The organism is Streptomyces sp. HSS9-12 (assembly GCF_054963655.1).
Window position 1 is genome coordinate 119,186 of record NZ_JBUEGC010000002.1, and the last position, 21,453, is coordinate 140,638.

General features: G+C 71.5%; 20 protein-coding genes. 12 read left to right on the forward strand and 8 right to left on the reverse strand.

Going from position 1 to position 21,453, the window contains the following annotated elements; genetic code table 11:
* Nucleotides 1–63 precede the first annotated feature (63 nt).
* Complete coding sequence (hemG, locus tag ACY34J_RS01605) at nt 64–1,542, forward strand: protoporphyrinogen oxidase (protein WP_462724444.1); 1,479 nt, start codon at nt 64–66, stop codon at nt 1,540–1,542.
* A 5-nt stretch (nt 1,543–1,547) separates the two neighbouring features.
* On the forward strand, nt 1,548–2,264 hold the full coding sequence (gene hemQ, locus ACY34J_RS01610; RefSeq protein WP_462724445.1) for a hydrogen peroxide-dependent heme synthase: 717 nt from the start codon (nt 1,548–1,550) through the stop codon (nt 2,262–2,264).
* Between the two features lie 72 nt (nt 2,265–2,336).
* Here hemQ and ACY34J_RS01615 read toward each other — a convergent pair whose 3' ends face one another.
* From ACY34J_RS01615 to ACY34J_RS01635, 5 genes are all read right to left on the reverse strand, one after another.
* Nucleotides 2,337–3,974 carry an alpha/beta hydrolase gene (locus ACY34J_RS01615; protein ID WP_462724446.1) on the reverse strand — a complete coding sequence of 546 codons (1,638 nt, stop codon included), beginning with the start codon at nt 3,972–3,974 and terminating at the stop codon, nt 2,337–2,339.
* A gap of 173 nt (nt 3,975–4,147) precedes the next feature.
* Nucleotides 4,148–4,963 carry a TIGR04222 domain-containing membrane protein gene (locus ACY34J_RS01620; RefSeq protein WP_462724447.1) on the reverse strand — a complete coding sequence of 272 codons (816 nt, stop codon included), beginning with the start codon at nt 4,961–4,963 and terminating at the stop codon, nt 4,148–4,150.
* 157 nt (nt 4,964–5,120) lie between these two features.
* Nucleotides 5,121–6,473 carry an MbnB/TglH/ChrH family RiPP precursor modification enzyme gene (locus tag ACY34J_RS01625; protein WP_462724448.1) on the reverse strand — a complete coding sequence of 451 codons (1,353 nt, stop codon included), beginning with the start codon at nt 6,471–6,473 and terminating at the stop codon, nt 5,121–5,123.
* A gap of 158 nt (nt 6,474–6,631) precedes the next feature.
* Nucleotides 6,632–7,438 (reverse strand): DUF4142 domain-containing protein, encoded by an 807-nt coding sequence (locus ACY34J_RS01630; protein WP_462724536.1) that lies wholly within the window; start codon nt 7,436–7,438, stop codon nt 6,632–6,634.
* 533 nt (nt 7,439–7,971) lie between these two features.
* Complete coding sequence (locus ACY34J_RS01635) at nt 7,972–8,727, reverse strand: peptidyl-tRNA hydrolase (RefSeq protein WP_462724449.1); 756 nt, start codon at nt 8,725–8,727, stop codon at nt 7,972–7,974.
* A 59-nt stretch (nt 8,728–8,786) separates the two neighbouring features.
* Here ACY34J_RS01635 and ACY34J_RS01640 point away from each other — a divergent pair, with 59 nt between their 5' ends.
* The gene (locus tag ACY34J_RS01640; protein WP_462724450.1) at nt 8,787–8,990 is read left to right on the forward strand and encodes a hypothetical protein; all 204 of its coding nucleotides are present in this window, start codon (nt 8,787–8,789) and stop codon (nt 8,988–8,990) included.
* A gap of 114 nt (nt 8,991–9,104) precedes the next feature.
* Here the strand turns inward: ACY34J_RS01640 and zapE are convergent, their stop codons facing one another.
* Nucleotides 9,105–10,223: a cell division protein ZapE gene (gene zapE, locus ACY34J_RS01645; RefSeq protein WP_462724451.1), complete on the reverse strand. Its 1,119-nt coding sequence runs from the start codon at nt 10,221–10,223 to the stop codon at nt 9,105–9,107.
* A 154-nt stretch (nt 10,224–10,377) separates the two neighbouring features.
* On the opposite strand from zapE, the gene ACY34J_RS01650 reads away from it, so the two are divergent.
* From ACY34J_RS01650 to ACY34J_RS01670, 5 genes are all read left to right on the forward strand, one after another.
* The gene (locus ACY34J_RS01650) at nt 10,378–11,157 is read left to right on the forward strand and encodes a pyrimidine reductase family protein (protein WP_462724452.1); all 780 of its coding nucleotides are present in this window, start codon (nt 10,378–10,380) and stop codon (nt 11,155–11,157) included.
* A gap of 127 nt (nt 11,158–11,284) precedes the next feature.
* Nucleotides 11,285–11,752: an indole-3-glycerol phosphate synthase gene (locus ACY34J_RS01655; RefSeq protein WP_462724453.1), complete on the forward strand. Its 468-nt coding sequence runs from the start codon at nt 11,285–11,287 to the stop codon at nt 11,750–11,752.
* Between the two features lie 63 nt (nt 11,753–11,815).
* Nucleotides 11,816–13,219 (forward strand): UDP-N-acetylmuramate--L-alanine ligase, encoded by a 1,404-nt coding sequence (murC, locus tag ACY34J_RS01660; RefSeq protein ID WP_462724454.1) that lies wholly within the window; start codon nt 11,816–11,818, stop codon nt 13,217–13,219.
* A gap of 13 nt (nt 13,220–13,232) precedes the next feature.
* Complete coding sequence (gene msrB, locus ACY34J_RS01665) at nt 13,233–13,640, forward strand: peptide-methionine (R)-S-oxide reductase MsrB (RefSeq protein WP_462724455.1); 408 nt, start codon at nt 13,233–13,235, stop codon at nt 13,638–13,640.
* Nucleotides 13,641–13,734: 94 nt separating this feature from the next.
* A complete protein-coding gene (locus ACY34J_RS01670) occupies nt 13,735–14,481 on the forward strand; it encodes a hypothetical protein (protein ID WP_462724456.1) in 747 nt (248 codons plus the stop codon).
* A 332-nt stretch (nt 14,482–14,813) separates the two neighbouring features.
* Here ACY34J_RS01670 and ACY34J_RS01675 read toward each other — a convergent pair whose 3' ends face one another.
* Nucleotides 14,814–15,233, reverse strand: coding sequence for a TOBE domain-containing protein (locus ACY34J_RS01675; RefSeq protein WP_462724457.1), 420 nt, complete (start codon nt 15,231–15,233; stop codon nt 14,814–14,816).
* Between the two features lie 169 nt (nt 15,234–15,402).
* Here ACY34J_RS01675 and ACY34J_RS01680 point away from each other — a divergent pair, with 169 nt between their 5' ends.
* From ACY34J_RS01680 to ACY34J_RS01695, 4 genes are all read left to right on the forward strand, one after another.
* Nucleotides 15,403–15,798, forward strand: a complete 396-nt coding sequence (locus tag ACY34J_RS01680; protein ID WP_462724458.1) for a TOBE domain-containing protein — start codon at nt 15,403–15,405, stop codon at nt 15,796–15,798.
* A 114-nt stretch (nt 15,799–15,912) separates the two neighbouring features.
* The gene (modA, locus tag ACY34J_RS01685; protein ID WP_462724459.1) at nt 15,913–16,719 is read left to right on the forward strand and encodes a molybdate ABC transporter substrate-binding protein; all 807 of its coding nucleotides are present in this window, start codon (nt 15,913–15,915) and stop codon (nt 16,717–16,719) included.
* Between the two features lie 122 nt (nt 16,720–16,841).
* Nucleotides 16,842–18,806 (forward strand): ABC transporter permease, encoded by a 1,965-nt coding sequence (locus ACY34J_RS01690; protein ID WP_462724460.1) that lies wholly within the window; start codon nt 16,842–16,844, stop codon nt 18,804–18,806.
* Between the two features lie 63 nt (nt 18,807–18,869).
* Nucleotides 18,870–19,505, forward strand: coding sequence for a LysE family translocator (locus ACY34J_RS01695; protein ID WP_462724461.1), 636 nt, complete (start codon nt 18,870–18,872; stop codon nt 19,503–19,505).
* 90 nt (nt 19,506–19,595) lie between these two features.
* On the opposite strand, the gene ACY34J_RS01700 is transcribed toward ACY34J_RS01695, so the two are convergent.
* A complete protein-coding gene (locus ACY34J_RS01700) occupies nt 19,596–21,179 on the reverse strand; it encodes a S8 family peptidase (RefSeq protein WP_462724462.1) in 1,584 nt (527 codons plus the stop codon).
* Nucleotides 21,180–21,453: the final 274 nt, after the last annotated feature.

The following is a 21,453-nucleotide window of genomic DNA, read 5'->3' on the forward strand; positions in this document are numbered from 1 at the left end:
CCATCGCACGGTCCCGAAGTGGTCACGGTCGGGACTCGTTCCGGGGTCTGAGACAGTGGGGGCATGAGCGAGGCGGACAAGCACACGGGCCATGCCGTTGTCGTCGGAGGCGGGATCTCCGGGCTGACGGCCGCGCTCCGGCTGCTCGACGGCGGCGTCGCCCGAGTGACGGTGCTCGAAGCCTCCAGCCGGCTCGGCGGCAAGCTCCGGGCGGGCGAGATCGCGGGCGTACCGGTCGACTTCGGCGCCGAGGCGATGCTCGCGCGGCGGCCGGAGGCCGTGGAGCTGGCCCGCGCGGTGGGGCTGGCCGACCGGCTCCAGGCCCCCGCCACCACCACCGCCGCCCTGTGGACGCGCGGCCGGCTGCGGCCGATGCCCAAGGGGCATGTGATGGGGGTGCCCGGCGACCTGGCACCGCTCGCCGCCTCCGGTGTGATCTCCGAGTCCGGCCTGGAGCGCATCGAGCGCGAGCGGGAGCTGCCGCCGATGGAGGTCAGCGAGGACGTGGCCATCGGGGCGTACGTCGCCGAACGCCTCGGCCACGAGGTCGTCGACCGGCTCGTCGAACCGCTGCTGGGCGGCGTCTACGCCGGGGACGCCTACCGGATCTCGATGCGGGCCGCCGTACCGCAGCTGTTCGAGGCGGCGCGATCACACCACTCGCTGCTCGACGCCGTCCGGGACGTCCAGCGGCGGGCCGCCGCCCAGCAGCAGGCGGGACTGGGCATCGACGGCGGCAACGGGCAGCCGGCGGGACCGGTCTTCATGGGCATCGACGGCGGCGTCGGACGGCTGCCGCTCGCCGTCGCCGACGCCTGCAGGGCCGCGGGCGCCCAGATTCTCACCGGTGTGTCCGTGACCGAGCTCAGGCGCACCGGCAGCGGCTGGCGGATCGCCACCCAGGACGACCGCGTGATCGAGGCGGACGGCGTTGTGCTCGCCGTGCCCGCACCGGCCGCCGCCCGGCTGCTGCGCGCCGACGCCCCGGCCGCGGCGGCCGAACTCGCCACCGTCCAGTACGCCTCCATGGCCCTGGTCACGCTCGCCTACCGCAGCGCTGACCTCGCCATCGCCGGAATGCCCGAGGGCAGCGGCTTCCTCGTGCCGCCCGTCGACGGCCGCACCATCAAGGCGTCCACCTTCGCCAGCCGTAAGTGGGGCTGGATCGCGGATGCCGACCCCGGCCTGTTCGTGCTCCGGACCTCCATCGGGCGGTTCGGCGACGAGGACGATCTGCGGCGCGAGGACGCCGAGCTGGTCCAGGTCTCCCGCGCCGACCTCCGCGAGGCCGTCGGTCTGGAGGCCCAGCCCGTCGCGGCCGAGGTCACCCGCTGGGACGGCGGCCTGCCGCAGTACCCGGTCGGCCATCTGGACCGGGTCGCCCGCATCCGCGAGCAGGTGGCGAAGCTGCCGGGCCTGCGGGTGTGCGGCGCGGCGTACGACGGCGTGGGCATTCCCGCCTGCATCGCGAGCGCCCGCACCGCCGCCGACGCCCTGCTCGCCACCCTGGCGCCGAGCCCCCGGCAAGGGGAGCGAGAATAGACAGCATGACTGCTGCTCCTGAGAAGATCCCGAACGCCGGCAAGAAGGCCAAGGACCTCAACGAGGTCATCCGGTACACGCTCTGGTCGGTGTTCCGGCTGCGCGATGTGCTGCCCGAGGACCGCTCCGGGTACGCCGACGAGGTGGAGGAGCTGTTCGAGCAGCTGGCGGCGAAGGATGTCACGGTGCGCGGCACGTACGACGTGTCCGGTCTGCGGGCCGACGCGGATCTGATGATCTGGTGGCACGCGGAAACCGCCGACGCCCTGCAGGAGGCGTACAACCTCTTCCGCCGCACCCGGCTCGGCCGCGCCATGGAGCCGGTCTGGTCGAACATGGCGCTGCACCGCCCCGCCGAGTTCAACAAGTCGCACATCCCGGCCTTCCTCGCCGACGAGGTGGCCCGCGACTACGTGTGCGTCTACCCCTTCATCCGGTCCTACGACTGGTATCTGCTGCCCGACGAGGACCGCCGCCGGATGCTCGCCGAACACGGCAAGATGGCCCGCGGCTTCCCCGACGTCCGGGCCAACACCGTGGCCTCCTTCGCGCTCGGCGACTACGAGTGGCTGCTGGCCTTCGAAGCGGACGAGCTGCACCGCATCGTCGACCTCATGCGCCATCTGCGCGGCTCCGAGGCGCGGCTGCACGTCCGCGAGGAGGTGCCGTTCTACACCGGCCGCCGCAAGCCGGTCGCGGAGCTCGTCGCCGGTCTGGCCTGAGGCCCGCAGGCCCCGCGGTACGAAGCGGGCCGCCCCGCGCGGTGGCGCGGAGCGGCCCGCTGTGGCTGCTGGTCAGGGCAACGGCCGCCCGTTGCGCTGCGCCTTGGGCAGCATCAGCAGTTGCGCCTGGGACGGCCGCGGCTCCGCCCGTGGCCCGCAGTACGCCCGCGGTCCCGGGGTCTGGCCGCGCAGCAGATACGTGTCCAGGTACCGGTTGACGCAGGCGTTCGGCCCGCCCGCGATGCCGTGCGTGCCCGCTCGGCGCTCAGTGACCAGCGAGGCCCCGGACAGCCTGCGCTGCAGCCGGACCGCCCCTTCGTACGGCGTCGCCGCGTCCCGCTCCGCGGCCAGGATGAGGACCGGCGGAAGCACCCCGGGTGCCGTACGGACGTCGAGCGGCCGCTGCTGTGGCTGCTTCCAGTAGGCGCACGGCAGGTTGAGCCACGCGTTGTCCCACGTCTCGAACGGCGCGGTGCGCGCGAGCTTGGTGTTGTCCCGGTCCCAGGTCTGCCAACTGCGCGGCCAGGGGGCGTCGTTGCACTCGACCGCGGTGTACACGGCGTTGCCGTTCTCCTCCGTCTGTGCGGTCTCCGGATGCGGTGCGGCCTGCTGGATCAGCGGCTTCGGGTTGCCGCGCAGATACTCCGACAACGCCTGGGCGCGCCACGGCCAGTAGCTGTCGTAGTAGCCGACCAGGAGGAACGCGGCCTGGAGCTGGGCCGTCCCGACCACGCCGCCGGCGGGCCGGCGCTCCAGACGCGCCTGCGCCTTCCGGTAATTGCGCAGCACCTCCTGCGCGGTGCGCCCCAGGTGGTAGGCGGCGTCGTGCTTGGCGACCCACCTGCGCCAGTCGGCCCAGCGGCGCTCGAAGGCGCGCGACTGGTCGAGGTTGCTGCCGTACCAGATCTTCCGCGGGTCGGGGTCGACCGCGCTGTCGAACACCATGCGGCGCACGTGGCCGGGGAAGAGCGTGGCGTACAGGGCGCCGAAGTAGGTGCCGTACGAGGCGCCGATGAAGTTCAGCCGGTGCTCGCCGAGCGCCGCGCGGATCACCTCGAGGTCGCGGGCGTTGTTGAGCGAGGTGTAGTGCCGCAGGGACGGGCCGATACGGGCGGCGCAGCCCGAGGCGTAGGCGAGGGCACGTGCTTTACGGCTTTCCTTGTAGGCCTGCGACGGCTGCTCCTGGGAGTTGGTCGGGGCCTTGGTGAACGCGGCCGGCTCCTGGCAGGACAGCGGCGCGGAGCCGCCGACACCGCGCGGCGCGTAGCCGACGAAGTCGTACGCCCGGGCGAGGCGGTGCCACTCGGGCAGTCCCGCGTACAGCGGGAAGTCGATGCCCGAGGCGCCGGGTCCGCCCGGGTTGAACACCAGGGCGCCCTGGCGGGCCGCGGGTTTACCGGAAGCGCGGAGACGGCTGACGGTGAGCTTGAGCTGCCGGCCGTCGGGGTGGGCGTAGTCGAGCGGCACGGTGACGGTGCCGCACTGGACGGGGGCGGGGAGGTCCTGGGTGTCCGGGCAGTTGCCGAAGGTGATTCCGGCGGCCGCGGCGTGCTTGGCGGCCACGACGGTGCCTTGGGCCTCGGGGGCGCTCTGGGCCTCGGGGGTTCTGCTGACCGGGGTGTGGGCCGCACTGGCGCTGCCGGCCGGGGCGGTGGCGACTGCGGCAAGTACCAGCGACCCAAGGACGCCGTACAGCGCTGTTCCTCTCACTAAGCCATCCCTTCGTATGAAAAATGATGAAAGGGATGATTCGTGGGGCTGATGAGTAAGTAAAGGACCGGCCTGTGGTGTCGGGGCCGATGCCCTCGGGCGGACCATGGCGCACCGCTCGGCCTGCTCACCCGGGGATCAGCGGTGCATGCCTGGGCCGGTGACTGCCGCGGTCAGGTGGAGCCGCGCCACCGCCGGGCCTGGCGGCCTCCGGCGAGCGCGGCCCGTAGCGCGGGATCGGGGAGGGCGGCGGGCCCGTGCACGGCGAGCGCGGTGAGCAGCGAGGGGTCGTCGGGGCGCCCCCCAGCGGCCGGGCGCCCTGGCGGGTCGATACGGCCCAGCAGCCGCTGTCCGGCGGGGGACGCCCAGCTGCTGTAGGGGTGCATCTCCATCTGCGCGATGCCCAGACAGCCGGCGACGAGCACGAGCGGCAGCGCGAACCAAGCCGCGACCGCACCCTGGCCGCCCTCCGGCGCCAATGTCAACACGGCGGTCGCGCCGGTGATCAGCACCAGCAGGGCGGCGCCCCGCAACTGTCGTACGGCGTCGGCCACCTCCGTACGAGCGGTGGCCGGCACCGCCAGTCCGGCCGCGGTGAGCCGTTCACCGAGGGCCCGTACGGAGTCGGCGGTGGAGAGTGCGGCGCGTATCGCCGGTATCCGGGACTGGCCGTCGGGGCCGATCGCGGTGATCACCGAGCGCTCCAGCTCATCACGGCCGTCCGGATCGACGACGGTGGCCCAGCCGGTGTGCGCCAACAGCAGACGGCGCTCGCGCGACATCGACACCAGGGTCAGATCGGTGACCCGCTGCGGGCCTCCCGCGAGGAACGCTGTTTCGTACAGCGAGATGAAGCACTCGAGCCGGTGGTGCTCAGGCGCGCCCGGCTCGGGGCGCGGCTCGTCGGCGGCAGCGAGGGCCGCCCGGCACAGGCGGACGCACGAGATGAGGACGGCGGCCCAGGCGACGACGAGGAAGAGCACCCACATGGCGGTGTTCTACTGGACGCTTTCACCGCCCGCCATGCCTTATTCACCATGCGGACGTGCGCGGACGCCGTCCACCGGCGCGGGTGTCGATGAGTCCTCGGTGCGACGTCGGTCAACTGCCGCAGCCGAGGCGGCAGTCGGAGCAGAGCAGCGGGCCTCACGCTGCCGTATGCGGGGCGGCGGGCGCCGGATTCCGCCGAGGCCGGGGCCTGGTGCGCAGGAGGCGTGCCAGGCGGCCGGATCGCAGCGGCGCCGGGCCCGAGCGCTCCCGCCACCACTGCTCGAGCCGCCGGCGAGCTGCCGCGTCATCGGCGGGCTCGCCCGCGGTCAGGAGATGCTCCGCGAAGTCCAGTGCGTCGCGGCGGTAGCCGCCGGTCATCGGACCGGTCTGGGCGTAGCGGACGAAGGCCGGGCGGTAACCGGCGCCGAGAATCTCCGGCAGCTCGGGCGCGACCTTGGCGACCACATCGGCCCGCTTGGCCACCAGCGCGCGGCTCTGGACGCGCAGCCGCTGCCGGTCGAAGCCTTCGGGCGCCGGGGTTCCGGCGACGAGTGCGGAGAGCAGTGCGGCCTGTACGAGCCCGAGCCGCTGCCGCGTGCCTTCGGCCACCTCCGAGGCGTCCGGCCGTACGCCGCCGGGCGCCCTGGCCCGAGCCCCCTCGTCGTCGCTTGCGCCCGGCGACGCGTCCGTGCCTCGGACCACGGTCCGTATCGCGTCCAGTTCGCCCGCCAATTCCTCCGGAGAGGGGAAGTCCTCGTCGCGCTCCAGCAGCACGCCCGGCGGGTCCGTCCGCGCGCACAGCTCGGCGAGGATGTCGAGAACCGCCTGCGGCACCGGGTGGGCATGGCTGTCGTGCCAGACGCCGTCCCGCTCCACCCCGCCCGCCACATGCACGTACGCGATGGCCTCGACCGGCAGTTCGTCGAGTGCCGTGGCGGGGTCCTCGCCGCGGTTGACATGGTTCGTGTGCAGATTCGCCACGTCGATCAGCAGCCGCACCCCGGTGCGCTCCACCAGCTCGGCGAGGAACTGCCCCTCCGTCAGCTCCTCGCCGGGCCAGGAGATCAGCGCCGCGATGTTCTCCAGCGCCAGCGGCACCGGCAGCGCCTCCTGGACGATCCGGACATTCGCGCAGAGCACGTCCAGCGCCTCCCGGGTGCGCGGTACGGGCATCAGGTGTCCGGCCTCCAGCCGCGGTGAGGCGGTCAGCGGCCCCCCGGCCCGTACGAATGCGATGTGCTCGGTGACGAGCGGCGAGCCCAACGCCTCCGCCCGCTCGGCGAGCGCCGCCAGCCGCGCCTCGCCGGGCCGGTCGGCGCCGCCGAGCCCCAGCGACACCCCGTGCGGGACGACGGTGATCCCGCGCTCGCGAAGCCGCAGCAGCGATGCGGGCAGGTGGCCCGGGCAGATGTTCTCGGCCACCACCTCGACCCAGTCCAGGCCGGGCAGCCGCTCCACCGTCCCGGCTATCTCGGGCCGCCAGCCGATGCCCATTCCCAGGCGCTCCATGGTTCCCCTCCTTCGCGTCGCGTGATCGACCGTGATCCGTAGTCAGGTGCCGGAGTGATGGCCCGGCCTCAACGCGCCGAACCCTGGAGCGCCCGGGTTCAGAGGATGATTTGAGGTTTGTCCCTCGCATCTCCTCATCGGGGCCTACGGCGTGGACGTCAATAGCCGGATCCGGACACCGACAGCGCCGTGGAGTTCGCTGTGGGTTCGGTGGCGGAACCGGGTTCGGCCTGGCCCGTCGGTTCGGCGGACGGCTTGGACGTCAGGTTCTCGTTGCCGTTCGGTGTGACCGGGACCGGCGAGGGCAGCACGGTCGAGGTGGGCGGCGGCGGGCCGGTCGGGCTGGCGGTGGAACCGGCCACGGAGTCGGCGGCGATGGCGTCGAAGTCGACCAGTCCGGTGCGCTCCAGCATGGTGATGTGGTCCAGGACGGTGATGTTGGCGGCGTCGGCCAGCTCCCGGATCAGGGTGTTGCGGGTGCTGTTCCGGATCGCCCCGATCATCGGGAAGATCTTGCCGTGCGCCGAGCGGAGGAGGTTGGCGAACTTCCGCTGGTAGTCCATGCCGCGGGCGGCCGACAGCTCCCTCAGCCACCCCTGCTGCTGCTCGTTGGGCTCGTTGGGCAGCTCGACACCGAGCTTTGCGGCGACATCGCGGGCCCGGGCGTCCAGGTCGGTGTGGCCGACGATCAGGTGGTCGCCCGTGTCCCGGATCGCCTGGGTCGGGGCGCGCTCGATGGCCTGCTGGCCGGCGGGCAGCTCCCACAGCCCTGCCAGCCGCACCCGGACGAGGAAGTCCCGGTCCGGGGCGGTCAGCGGGCCCCACTTCGTGGGCACGGTCCCGGACTCGAGGTTCGCCGCGCCGGTCCCCGAACGGTCGGCGTAGGACCAGACCGGGTAGATGAGCGCGCCGAGGGTCGCGACCAGGGCGACGATGATCAGCTTGGTCCCGTTGATGTTTCCTATGAGTCGCATCTGTCGTGTGTCTCCTGCCAGGGCGGCGCACGGTGTGCGCTGGGCGCAGACTTCCGTTCTGCGAATGTGCACGCAGAGCGGGTCGAGTTGGGTCAGCCAAGCGCGAACCGCCCGGTCGGTCAAGCGACTTGGGTCACGTTCGGCGAAGCTGCGCCACGGTGGTGTACGGATCGCACGGCCGTTGTGTTCATCCCGGGCTCTCGAGCGGGTGGCGGGGGAGGTTCAGCCTGGTGACCAGCCCAGCCGGGCGAGCGCCCGGTCCGGGCGGGGGGCCGTCCGTGGCCGGTACGCGTAGCGGAATACGTCTGCGGGCCCGCGTGTGCCTTCCTGCTCCGGTACCCGCTCGATCGGCGGAGAGTGCCGTGTCCATGACCGGCTGGGGCCTGCCGTGCGCGGCCGCTGCATCCCAGCCGTGAACGGTGCAATCTGCGAACTCCTGGCGTCTGGCGGGCTGTACGTCCGAGTCCCGGTGTTGCGCGTCCCGTTATGGCCCAAAGGTCGCGCCAAGCCCCATGTGCCGTCCTTTAGGACCGACTCCCTCGCAAGGCCGGGTGGTCCGCCACGACCGTGCAGGACCCGGGGGCGATCTCGGTGAAGCCCGCGTCCCGGACCATGGGCAGCCCGCTCGCGGTCAGTTCCGCCCACCGGTCCGCGTCCGGCGTCCGCACGGCGAGCGGGAACCCGGCCGCTCGCCACTTCTCCCGCTCGGCGTCAGAGAGTTCCCACCAGGCCAGCTGGGCGCCGTGGCCCGCCTGGGCCATCGCCTTCCCGGCCGACATGTCGATCTTTGGGCTGAGCCACAGCACCGGCTGCGACAGGTCAGGGGCCGCGGGCGGCTCCGGGTCGTCCAGTTCGGTGCCGGAGACCTGGAGCCTGGCCAGGTCTTTGGGCCAGGCGTCGAGCGGTACCGGCGGGAAGACCCGTACCTCCGCCGAGCCGCCCGTGACCGTGATGCCCGGCAGCGCCCCGGCGCGCCGCCACTCCGAGCCCCGCGCCCGCCGCACCACCTTGCGAATCCGGGCGTCCTGCCAGTCCTGCACGGCCTGGTACCACTCGCCGCCCGGGGCGGCGGACCGCTCGTCCGACAGCATCACCAGGACCGCGCGTGCCGCCGTCTCCAGGGCGTCCGTACGGGCCGGCGGCGCGGCCCGCTCGATCCGGACGACGAGAGGGAGGACGAACTGCGGGGCGGCGTCCCGCGCCTCGGCCTCGTGCTGGAACGGACTGGTGCCGGCGCTGCTGTCCTGGCCGGCGCCGGTGCTGGGGCTTGTACGGGTCACGCGCCCCAGTCTGCCAGCCGCCAGAACCAGGACGGCCCGTCCCAGTAGGCTCCGACCCCATGGACAACCGTACGAGCGACTGCTACGCCGCCCCGCCGCGGCAGGCCGAGGCGGACGGGCCTGCGCGTACGGCGGCCGGGCCGCCGTACGCGGACTGTGTGCAGTGCGGTGAGCCGACGGAGTACCCAGCGTCACAGGGCGGCGTGACCCTCTGCCCGGTCTGCAAGTGGCAGGAGGCCCAGCGCACCGCCTGCTCCGGCTAGTGCCGCGTCAGCCAGGGTTTGCCCGGTAGCGAGGTGACCTGGTGCGGTCAGCTGCAAGGCGCCGGATCGGCCTCGTAGTGGGCCTACTCGGTCGTGACGTCCATGGCGCGGCCGCTACGGAACCTGTGCCGCTACGAGTGGCTTTGCGTCCCGGGCGAGCGCGGTGAGCCGCGAGATCGCCCGGAAGTACTTCTTCCGGTAGCCGCCCTTGAGCATTTCCTCGCTGAAGAGCCGGTCGAACGGCACACCCGAGGCGAGCACGGGCGTCTCCCGGTCGTACAGCCGGTCGGCCAGCACCACCAGCCGCAGTGCCGTCGACTGGTCGGGGACGGGCTGGACGTCGGTCAGGCAGACCACATCGATGTCGTCGCACAGCGCGCCGTAGCGGCTGGGGTGGACCTTGGACAGGTGCTCCAGCAGGGAGGGGAAGTCGTCGAGGGTGGCCCCCGCGGTGCGGTACGCGGCCCGGGTGACCTCCTCGTCGGAGCACGGGGGCGGGGCCTCGGGCAGACCGCGGTGGCGGTAGTCCTCGCCGTCGATCCGCAGGGTCCGGAAGTGGGCGGACAGCCCCTGGATCTCCCGCAGGAAGTCCGCCGCGGCGAAGCGGCCCTCGCCGAGCTTGCCGGGCAGGGTGTTGGAGGTCGCGGCGAGTGCGACGCCCGCGTCGACGAGCTTGCCGAGGAGGGTGGAGACCAGCACGGTGTCGCCCGGGTCGTCCAGCTCGAACTCGTCGATGCACAGCAGACGGTGCCCGCTGAGGGTCTGGACCGTCCGCTGGAAGCCGAGGGCGCCGACGAGATTGGTCAGCTCGACGAACGTGCCGAAGGCCTTGTGCTCGGGGGCGGCGGGGGTGGCGTGCCAGAGGGAGGCGAGCAGGTGCGTCTTGCCGACGCCGTAACCGCCGTCGAGATACACACCGCGGGGCCCGGCCGGGGCGGCCGGCTTCCGGGAGAACCAGCGGCGGCGCCCACCGACGGCGCTCGCACCGCCGCTGATCCCGGCGGCGAAGCCGCGCAGGATCTGTACGGCCTCGCTCTGGCTGGGCTGCGCCGGGTCGGGGACATAGGTGTCGAAGCGGACGGCGCCGAAGCGAGGCGGCGGCACCATCTCCGCTACCAGGCGGTCGGCGGGCACATGCGGCTCGCGGGCGCACAGCGACAGCGGCGCCCCGTCGGGGGACTCATCGGCTATCGGGCTCGGCTGCGGCTCGGAAGCGGGGAAGGAGGACGACACAGCGACCCAGCGTAATCCCTCCCGGGTGAGTCCCGGCATTGCCGCCCCGCCCCACTCCGCTGGGTCGACCATGGCGAGGGCACGCAGATCGCCGCCCACGCTCCCTTACCGCCACGAGCGCCCCGGGCAAGGGGCTCCGTGCCAGACTGCCCGCATGCGATGCCTGTTCCCACCGAACGCCCAGTGCGCAGATCCCACCGAGCGCGAGTGGAATCTCGACGAGCTGGCCGAGCTGTACGCCTATCCCGACAGCACCGGCGAGCGAGCCGGGGGCGCCTGGCTGCGCGGCAACATGGTGGCCTCGCTGGACGGTGCCGCGCACCACGACGGTCGCTCCCAGCCGCTGTCCTCCGAGGCCGACATGCGGATCTTCGGGGTGCTGCGCGGCCTGGCCGATGTGATCGTGGTCGGTGCGGAAACGGTACGGCAGGAGGGCTACCGGCCCGCCCGGGAGCGGAAGGCGTTCGCCGCCCGCCGCGCGGCGCTCGGCCAGTCCGCCGCCCCCGCGATCGCCGTGGTCACCGCGAGCCTCGACCTGGACTTCTCGCTTCCGCTCTTCACGGAGCCGCTCGTTCCCACCCTGCTGCTGACCGGTGCGGCGGCCCACGCCGACCGGGTCACGGCCGCTTGCGCCGCCGGCGCCGAGGTGATCTTCGCCGGTGAGGGCGAGGGTGTGGAGCCCGCGAGGGCCGTACAGGCACTGGCCGAGCGGGGCCTGACCCGGCAGCTGACCGAGGGTGGACCCCGGCTCCTCGGCGAGTTCGCCGTGGCCGGAGTGCTCGACGAGCTGTGCCTCTCGCTCGCTCCGCTCGTCACCGTCGGCGCGGCTCCGAGGATCATGGACGGTCCCTGGCTCGCTGAACCGGAACGGTTCGCTTTGGCGTCCGTTCTGGAGGAGAGCGGGTTCCTTTTCACCCGCTACCGCAAGGTCTGACAGGCGCCGGAATTGATCGTTCCGATTAGTGTCCGAGGGGCACACTTAGACACGCAGGCCCCGTGCGGGGCACGGGGCAGGATGGTTCTGGGGCCTTCACGGCCCGAGAGGAAGAAGGGCTCCTGCCGTGTTCACCTCCGTACTCATGATCGAGAAGCCTTTGGTGCCCACTGATGTGGAGCTCGTCACCACGCTGCACGGCGACGAGCGTGTCTCCTTCGTCGTCCTCATGCAGCCTCACGGTGACCAGGACCGCCTGCTCAGAGCCCTCGACGACGTGGCCCTCGGCGAGCTGGACGAGGCCGTGCACGAGGGCGAGGAGCGCAGCGGCCACGCCGCCCTGGAGCCCGCCGAGCGCGCCCTCAGCCACTCCCTCGAAGCCCTGCGCTCCGCCGGGTGCGAGGCGGTCGGCCAGATCGTGGAGAAGCACCCGCTGGACCTGCTGAAGGGGGTCGTCGAGCAGACCAACGCCGACGAGGTGATCGTTTTGACCCGCCCCCACCTCGTCGAGGAGTTCTTCCACCGCGACTGGACCTCCCGCGCCCGGCACAAGGTCGGCGTCCCGGTGCTCAAGCTGTACGCCCACACCGAATAGGCTTGGCCCCGCGCCTGCCCGGCCAGGGCGGGCGCACCGCGACACCGACCTGGGGAGACATGCATGGCACCGGCCGTCCCGTCCGCCATGGACCGACCGCACTTCATCGGCATCGGCGGGGCCGGAATGTCGGGTATCGCCAAGATTCTCGCCATGCGTGGCGCATGCGTCGCGGGCAGTGACGCGCGTGAGTCCGCCACCGTCGACTCGCTGCGCGCCCTCGGCGCCACCGTGCACATCGGGCATGCCGCCCACCACCTCGCCGACGACGCGACCTGCGTGGTGGTCTCCAGCGCCATCCGTACCGACAACCCCGAGCTCGCCCGGGCCGCCGAGCTCGGCATCCCCGTGGTGCACCGCTCGGACGCCCTCGCCACGCTGATGGAGGGCCTGCGTCCGATCGCCGTCGCCGGCACCCACGGCAAGACGACCACGACCTCGATGCTGGCCGTGTCGCTCACCGCCCTCGGCCTCGACCCGTCGTACGCCATCGGCGGCGACCTCGACGCCCCTGGCTCCAACGCCCGGCACGGCGGCGGCGAGATCTTCGTCGCCGAGGCCGACGAGAGCGACCGCAGCTTCCACAAGTACGCGCCCGAGGTCGCCATCGTCCTCAACGTCGAGCTCGACCACCACGCCAACTACGCCTCGATGGAGGAGATCTACGAGTCCTTCGAGACGTTTGTGGGCCGCATCCGCGTCGGCGGCACGCTCGTCGTCTCCGCCGACCACGACGGCGCGCGCGAGCTGATCCGACGGGTGGCGGGGCGTGCGGACCTGCGGGTCGTGACGTACGGCGAGGCCGCCGACGCGGAGGTGCGTGTCCTCAAGATCGCGGCGCAGGGCCTGGCCAGCGAGGTCACCGTCCGGCTCGACGAGGAGGAGCTGACCTTCACGGTCTCCGTGCCGGGCCGCCACTACGCGCTCAACGCCGTCGCCGCGCTGGCCGCCGGCACCGCCCTGGGTGTGCCCGCAGCGGAGCTGGCCCCCGCCCTGGGCAGGTACACCGGCGTCAAGCGCCGCCTCCAGCTCAAGGGCACCGCGGCCGGCGTCCAGGTCATCGACTCCTACGCGCACCACCCCACCGAGATCACCGCCGACCTCGAGGCGATCCGCGGTGGCGCGGGGGAGGGGCGGGTGCTTGTGGTCTTCCAGCCGCACCTGTTCAGCCGTACGCAGGAGCTGGGTGCCGAGATGGGCGAGGCCCTGGCCCTCGCCGACGCCTCCGTCGTCCTGGACATCTACCCGGCCCGGGAGGACCCGGTACCCGGTGTCACCAGCGAGCTGATCATTGACGCGGCGGCGGCCAAGGGTGCGGACGTGCGCGCCGGGCACTCGATGGACGCGATCCCGGATGTGATCGCGGGAATGGCGAAGCGCGGTGATCTGGTTCTCACGATGGGGGCGGGCGATGTGACCGAGCTGGGTCCCAGGATCCTCGCCCGCCTGGAGAGCCTCGAGAGCTGAGGAGAGGAACGACATGGCGTACGAAGTCGAGAAGACCGACGAGGAGTGGCGCGCGGAGCTGTCGCCCGCCGAGTACGCCGTCCTCCGCCAGGCCGGCACCGAGCCCGCTTTCACCGGCGAGTACACCGACACCAAGACGTCCGGCGTCTACTCCTGCCGGGCGTGCGGCGCTGAACTCTTCCGCTCGGACACGAAGTTCGCATCCCACTGCGGCTGGCCGTCCTTCTTCGACCCGAAGGACTCCGACGCGGTCGAGCTGCTGGAAGACCGGTCCTACGGCATGGTGCGGACGGAGGTCCGTTGCGCGAGGTGCGGCTCTCACCTGGGCCACGTCTTCGAGGGCGAGGGCTACCCCACCCCAACCGACCAGCGCTACTGCATCAACTCCATCTCCCTGCGGCTGACCCCCGACGAGGACTGACCGCGCCCGTCGAAGATGTGGCATGAGCCATCTCGCCTTCGCGGCTCTGCGAATGACACTTACCGCCGCGGTGTGGTGTTGAGAAGATCTCCTCATGGTGAGCATGGCACTTGAGGCGGGCGACGCCGCGTCCTGGGGCAGTACGGTGATCGCCCTCGGTTCGGCGTTCTTGACGCTCTACCAGGCTCGTACTCAGCGGCGAGATCTCGCGCGGCAGAACGAGCTGCAGGCCGAGGCGTCGCAGCTGCAGCGTCGTCAGATCGAGGCCGCCGAACGTCGCGCGTTGGTCATGGAAGAGATGCTGGGGCGTCTGTCGGCCGCTCAGCTCGCTCCTCCCAGGCGCAACGACGTCGCTGACCCTGCGGACGACGCTTCGGAGCCGCAGACTGTGCGGACAGGCAGAGGCGGGTACGGTTACGGGCATCCGCCACCTGGGACCGCTGTGCCGGGACCCTCGACCCCGCCAGGCGGTGGTGCTCCGGGTTCGTGGGGCCATCCGCAGCAGCCCGCTCCCTATGGAGGGGGCGCCGGCGAGGCGCCGCAAGGGTCCTCAGCCAACGATCGCTCCGCTTGGGACGCCCGCCCCTACGTCCCCTGGCTTCTGGAGCGCATCAGCCGTCACGCGTACGCCCTGCGCAACGTCGGCGGGAAGACCCTGAAGAACGTGCGCATCAACCCTGCGAACCTTCCGTCTGTCGTGCGGAACCTGCCCGAGGACGCGGTGGTGCGGCCGGGCGAGGCCGTCGAGTTCCTCATGGACGGGACTCTCGGCGGTGCTCTGCCGAACGAAATCTGGGTCTCCTGGGAGGGGCGGGACCACGTCTCTGTGCCCGTGCCATAAAGCGGGCCCCGCCGCTGGAAGCGGTGGGGCCCAGGCTTCGACGCCGGAGGTCAGCCGGTGATGATCGCCGGGTCGCTCACGCCCGCCTGACCGTTCTCCAGATGGCCCGCGAACCGCCTCAGGAAGGTGCGATCGGCGATCGGAACGGCAGGACCTCCTGCCGTTTTCCGGCGGAGGTCAACCTGTCGCGATTCGGGCGGCCAGGCACGACGGGGGCCCTCGCCCGAAAGGCGAATGATGCGTTGCCTCGTTCCCCCATGCGCACCGTGGACCGTATTCCGCACCGGTGACGCTGATCGGCTGGTGACGGCGTCGGCCTCTGGCCGCTCCCGTCAGGACGTGGCAAGGGCGATCTCGGTCGACTTCACCAGCGCGACGACCTGCGAGCCTGCCGTCAGGCCGAGGTCCAAGGCGGCGTCCCTGGTGACGGCGGCGGTCAGTTCACCGCCCTGGACGGAGACCTTGACGGCCGCCATGGCGCCGCCGATGGCAATCGAGTCGACGCTGCCCGGGAGCTGGTTGCGAATGCTCAGCCCCTGGACCGGACCGGTGGCCAGCGCGACCTCCGTGGACTTGATCAAGGCCCTGACCCGGGTGCCTTCGGAGAGACCGAGTTCCTGGACCGCATCCCGGGTCACGGCCGCGGTGATCTCCTGCCCGCCGGTGAGACGGACCTTGACTGTCGCCATGGCCTCGCCCGCGGTGACGGAGGTGACGGTGCCAGGGATCTGGTTGCGAATGGTCAGGCTCATGGGGGTCCTTGTCCAATGCGGCATGGGTGTTTTATCCCGTTATGGCGTCAACTTTAGGCGCGCGAGGCGAACCTGCCGTGCAGCGCCGGAATGCGTCGCCCTCGCACTTGCCAGCCGGTTCCCCGTAGAGGCTTGCAGATCGTAAGACATTCTCCCTAGAGTGCCGGACATGCGGTCCTATACCATCGGTCAGGCAGCGCGGTTGCTCGGCGTCAGCCCCGACACCGCGCGGCGCTGGGCCGACGCCGGGAAAGTGCGTACCCACCGCGATGAGTCGGGGCGACGTCTGATCGACGGCCGGGACCTGGCGGCTTTCTCGGTCACCCTCGCCGAGAGCGCCGCCACGGACGAGGACCCCTCCTACACCTCGGCCCGCAACGCCTTCCCTGGCATCGTCACCGCGGTCAAGCTCGGGGACATCGCCGCTCAGGTGGAGATCCAGGCCGGCCCCCACCGCCTCGTGTCGCTGCTCACCCGCGAAGCCGTCGAGGAACTGGGGCTGGAGGTGGGGATGGAGGCCATCGCCCGCGTGAAGTCGACCAGCGTCCACATCGACCGTGCCTGACAGCACGGTGCACCACTTCTGGAACACAACCTCGTGAGCCCGGGCCGTTCCCCGTGCCTGAGTGTTGACCCGATGCGGGCCTGGCGCTCGCACAGCATCGAGGAGAACGTCCCCATGTCCCACGTCCTCGACCGGCGGCGTGCCATTCGTGGTGCCGTGGCCGCTGTCACCGCCGCGCTGCTCATTCCGTTCGCTGCCGCGTGCGGCAACAACGCCGACACGGGCGCGAAGGCCGGCGCCGCGAAGCCCGCGAAGCAGACGACGCTCACGGTCCTGGCCGCCTCCTCGCTCACCGATGTCTTCAAGGACATCGGTGCCGCGTACGAGAAGGAGCACCCCGGCACCACGGTGAAGTTCTCCTTCGCCGGCTCCCAGGAGCTCGCCGCCCAGGTGCAGCAGGGCGCTCCGGCCGACGCGCTGGTCACCGCCGACACCAAGACCATGGACGGGCTGAAGAGCGACACCGCAAGCCCGGCCGTCATCGCCAAGAACCGCCTGGTGATCGCCACCGCGAAGGGGAACCCGAAGAAGATCGGCGGGCTGAAGGACCTGGGGGAGAAGAACCTCAAGGTCGTCCTCGCCGCGCCCGAGGTCCCTGTCGGCCGCTACAGCAAGAAGGTCCTCGACGCCCAGAAGGTCACCGTCAAGCCGGTCTCCCAAGAGGCTAACGTGCGCGGTGTGCTGAGCAAGGTCGAGCTCGGCGAGGCCGACGCCGGCATCGTCTACGTCACCGACGCCACATCGGCCGGGGACAAGGCCGGCAGCGTCGAGATTCCCGAGAAGCAGAACGCGATCGCCGAGTACCCGGCGGCCACGCTCAAGCAGTCCAAGAACAGCGAGCAGGCGTCCGACTTCGTCACCTGGCTCGGCTCCGAGCAGGCACAGAAGATCCTGCGCGATGCGGGCTTCATGAAGCCGTAAGCGCAGCTTGACCGGCGTTCGTCCGGCCGCGGGGGGTTGGGACACGGACGGACGCTCGCCCTGCCCTCGGACGGTGCCGGACAGCGCCGTCCGGCACCGGAAGTGTCAGAGAGAACGACCTCATGAAGCGCCCGTATCCCGCCGGCCACCGCGTTCCGCTCCCGCTCGCCATACCAGCGGTCGCGGCGGTCGCCCTGCTGTTCCTTCCCCTGGCCGCTGTACTGGCGCGCACCCCATGGGCCGACCTCGGAGCACACCTCAGCAGCCCGGGCGTGACCCAGGCGCTGCGACTGTCCCTGGTGGTCTCCTTCTGGGCGCTGGGCCTCTCGCTCGTCCTCGGCGTGCCGCTCGCCTGGTTGCTGGCCCGGGTCGACTTCCCCGGCAAGCCGCTCGTCCGCTCCCTCGTCCTGCTGCCGATGGTGCTGCCGCCGACCGTCGGCGGTGTGGCGCTGCTGCTCGCCTTCGGGCGGCGGGGGCTGCTCGGCGGCTGGCTGGAGGGCTGGTTCGGGATCACGCTCCCGTTCACCACTGCGGGCGCGGTCCTCGCCGCCACCTTCGTGGCCATGCCGTTCCTGGTGATCAGCCTGGAGGGGGCGCTCGCCGGACTGCACCGTCGCTACGAGGAGACCGCCGCATCGCTGGGCGCCTCGCCGATACGGGTCTTCCGTACCGTCACCCTGCCCATGGTCGCGCCCGGGCTGGTGGCGGGAGCGGCGTTGAGCTGGGCCCGGGCGCTGGGCGAGTTCGGGGCGACCATCACCTTCGCGGGCAATCTGCCCGGCGTCACCCAGACTCTCCCGCTCCAGGTCTACCTGCTGCTTCAGGACCAGCCCGCGGCGGCGACCTCGGTCTCCCTGCTCCTGCTGGCCATCGCTCTGCTCGTCCTCCTGGCCCTGCGCGGCCGCTGGGGGGTGGCCCGCCCACCCCGGACGAGCCCGCCCGGTGAACTCCCGTCCGCTGTAACGGAGGAGAGCCCGGCCCGGCCACCCGCCGCTGTACCCACCCGTGAACCCTCCCCCAGCTACCGCTGGGAGGTACCCCCTGAGCGCTGGCCGCTGTACACGGAGGTCACCGGCTACACCCGGCTGACCCTGGACGCCGATCCGGGGGAGACCATCGCGGTCGTCGGGCCCAACGGCGCCGGGAAGACCACCCTTCTGCGCGCTCTGCTCGGCCTCACCCCCCGCGCCCGTACCACCGCCCTCCGCCTGGGCGACCACCACGAGGTCTCCGGCCTGCCGCCGCACCGCCGCGGCGTGGCCTGGGTCCCGCAGGACGGCGCGCTCTTCCCGCATCTGAGCGCGCTGAGCAACACCGCGTACGGGCTGCGCGCCCACCGTGTCCCTCGGCGGGAGGCGCGGCGCATCGCCCAGGAGTGGCTGGACCGCCTCGGCGTGGGCCATCTCGCCGACCGCAGACCCGGCCAGCTCTCCGGCGGCCAGGCGGGGCGTGTGGCGCTGGCCCGCGCGTTGGCCACCCGGCCCCGGCTGCTGCTGCTCGACGAGCCGCTCGCGGCGCTCGACCAGACCACTCGGGCGCACGTCCGGCACACCCTGCGCGAACATCTCACCGGTTTCGGCGGCGTCTGCCTCATCGTCACCCACGATCCGGTCGAAGCCGTGTCGCTCGCCGACCGGGTGCTCGTACTGGACGACGGGCAGGTGCTCCAGGACGCGCACCCCGCCGATGTCACCAGGAACCCCCGCTCTCCCTGGGTGGCCCGCATGCTCGGCCGCAATGCCTGGCCGGGCACGGCGGTCTCGGACGGCCTCGCTCTGAGCGGAGGCGGCCGCGTCGTGTCCGCCGACCCGCTCCCCGAAGGCACCGAAGCCCTCGCCGTGATCGCCCCGGAAGCCGTCTCGTTGCACCGCGAGCGCCCCTCCGGCAGCCCGCGGAACGTCTGGCGCGGCCAAGTCCGCGAGCTCACCGCTCTCGGCAGCCGGATACGCGTGCTCATCGTCGCCGACGACGTGCCCGACCTCATCGCCGAGATCACACCGGCCGCCGCGGCCGACCTGGGCCTGGCCGAGCACAGCGCCACCTGGATCAGCATCAAGGCCACCGAGGTACGGCTCGTCGAACTCTGAAACCCCTCCCGGGTCTGTGTAAATCGCTGGCGCGACCCGGACGGCAGGACTGAGGATGACGGGATGCTGAGTACCCTCCTGCCGTTCCTCGGCGCCTGCCTGCTGATCGCCGCCTCGCCCGGGCCCAGTACGGTCCTGATCATCCGGCAGTCGATGGCGAGCCGGCGCGCCGGCCTGATGACCGTGCTCGGCAATGAGACCGGGGTCTTCATCTGGGGCGTGGTGGCCGCCCTGGGCCTTTCGGCGCTGCTGGCCGCCTCGCAAGTCGCTTACGACGTGATGCGGATCGTCGGGGCGGCCGTGCTGATCGGCTTCGGTGTACAGGCGATCCGCGCCGCCCGGCGCGGCCACGGCCTGGAGACCGTCGCCCGCCCGGAGGCCGACGTCCCCGCGTCCTCGGCATCCTCCTGGCGCTCGTACCGTGCGGGCGTGCTGATGAACCTGGCCAATCCCAAGGCCGCGGTCTTCGCGATGTCCTTCCTGCCGCAGTTCGTGCCCGCGGGAGCACCACACCTGCCCACGATCGTCGCGCTGGGGGCGGTGCAGGCGGTGTTCGAGGTCGGCTACTACAGCACGTATGTGTGGTTCGTGGGCCGGATGAAGCGGCTCTTCGACCGCGCGGCGGTGCGCCGCCGTCTGGAGCAGATCTCCGGCGGGGTGCTGCTGGTGCTGGGCATCCGCCTGGCGGTCGACGGCTGAGGCCGGCCGGGGCCGCGCGGCGGGCGCGGCCCCGGCCGGGACAGGGTCTTCGACGAGTCCTGTCGATATCAGGTCAGATGACCGAGTGGATCAGAATTGCAGAACCCATCTGTCGATGAAGCCCGTGTCGAACCGGGCGTTGTCGCTGACCCTGAGCTTCCATGTGCCGTTCGCCACCTCGGAGGAGGCGTCGACGGTGTAGGTACGGATCACATTGTCGCTGCTTCCCCCTTCGCCGTAGTTCTTGAGCCGGTAGGTGGAACCGTCGGGTGCGACCAGATCGATCCGGAGGTCACCGATCCAGGTGTGCTTGATGTCGACGTCGACGCTCAGGCCGGACGGCGCATTGCCGGAGACGCCGCTGACCGTGATCGGTGATTCCGTGGTGGAGTTGTCCGAGATCGGGTAGTTGGTGGCGTTCTCGAATCGCGGACCGGTCGGTGGCGGCGGCGGTGTCGTGCCGCCGCCACCGACGTTCAGCAGCCTGTTCGGCGATCCGGAGCCCGGGTTGCCCACGACTCCGTTGGTGGCCGTGCTGGTCAGCTGGCCGGCGACCTGCGCCGGGGTGGCGGAGGGGTTCTGTGCGAGGTAGAGGGCCGCGGCTCCGGTCACGTGCGGAGTGGCCATGGAGGTGCCGGAGATGGTGTTCGTGGCGGAATCGCTCCCGTTCCACGCCGAGGTGATGGACGAGCCCGGAGCGAAGAGGTCCAGGATGCTGCCGTAGTTGGAGTAGTTGGCCCGGGTGTCACTCCTGGTGGTCGCGCCGACGGTGATGGCCTCGGTCACGCGCGCAGGGGAGTAGTTGGAGGCGTTGGAGCTGTCGTTGCCCGCGGCCACGGCGTAGGTGACCCCGGAGGCAATGGAGTTGCGCACGGCTCGGTCCAGCGCGGCGTCGGGTCCACCGCCGAGACTCATGTTGGCCACCGCCGGCTTGACGGCGTGCTGCATCACCCAGTCGATGCCCGCGACGACCTGGGCGGTCGTTCCGACGCCCTGATTGTTGAGCACCCGCACCGCGACGACGTTGGCCTTCTTGGCGACGCCGTAGGAGGTTCCGGCCACCGTCGCGGCCACGTGAGTGCCGTGGCCGTTGCCGTCTTGCGCGGTGTTGTCGTTGTCGATCGCGTCGTAGCCGTACGAGGCGCGCCCGCCGAAGTCGCGGTGGGTGATGCGTACGCCGGTGTCGATGATGTACGCCGTGACGCCTTGGCCGGCCGAGTCCGGGTAGGTGTAACTGTTGTTCAGCGGAAGGGACTGCTGGTCGATACGGTCCAGGCCCCAGGAGGGCGGGTTGGGCTGCGTGGCGTTGATCGAGAAGATGTGGTTCGGTACGACCGAGTCCACGGCGGGGTCCGCGGCGAACTTCTTCGCCTGCTCCTCGGAGACCTCGACCGCATAGCCGTTCAGCGCGGCGCGGTATGTCCGGTTGATCTTGGCCCCGTATTTCCGGGCGAGTGCCTGGCCCTGCGTGGAATCGGCGTTCGGCACGTGGTCTTTGAGCATGACGATGTAGCTGCCCTTGACCTCGCCGGGGCCTCCGGCGCCCAGAATCTGCCCCTCCTTTCCGGCCGCCGCGGCGGCCGGAAGGGTGGAACCGATGCCTAGCGCGACTGCCGCCAGAGCGGCTGCGGTCGCACTGGCGAGTCTTCGCCAGGAATAACGCGTCCCTGCCATGTGAGGGTCCTCCTCGTCGGGTGGTGCGCAAGTGGGGGGGTGACCGCGTCCGGGCACGGCGGTGCCACGGCGCGGCGACTGGAGTGGTTCAGTGAGGCGGCCAGCGTGTCGAGATCGTGTCCATGACAAGCTGCCCGGCGGCTACGTACGCCGACGTGTGTGCCGGCGTGAGGCATGGGCGGCTCAGGCCCGACAGCCGTACACGGCTGTCACGCAGCGGGCATGAAGCGGCGGGGCATTGGGGGTATTCGCCTGAGGAGACCAGCCGTGTCAG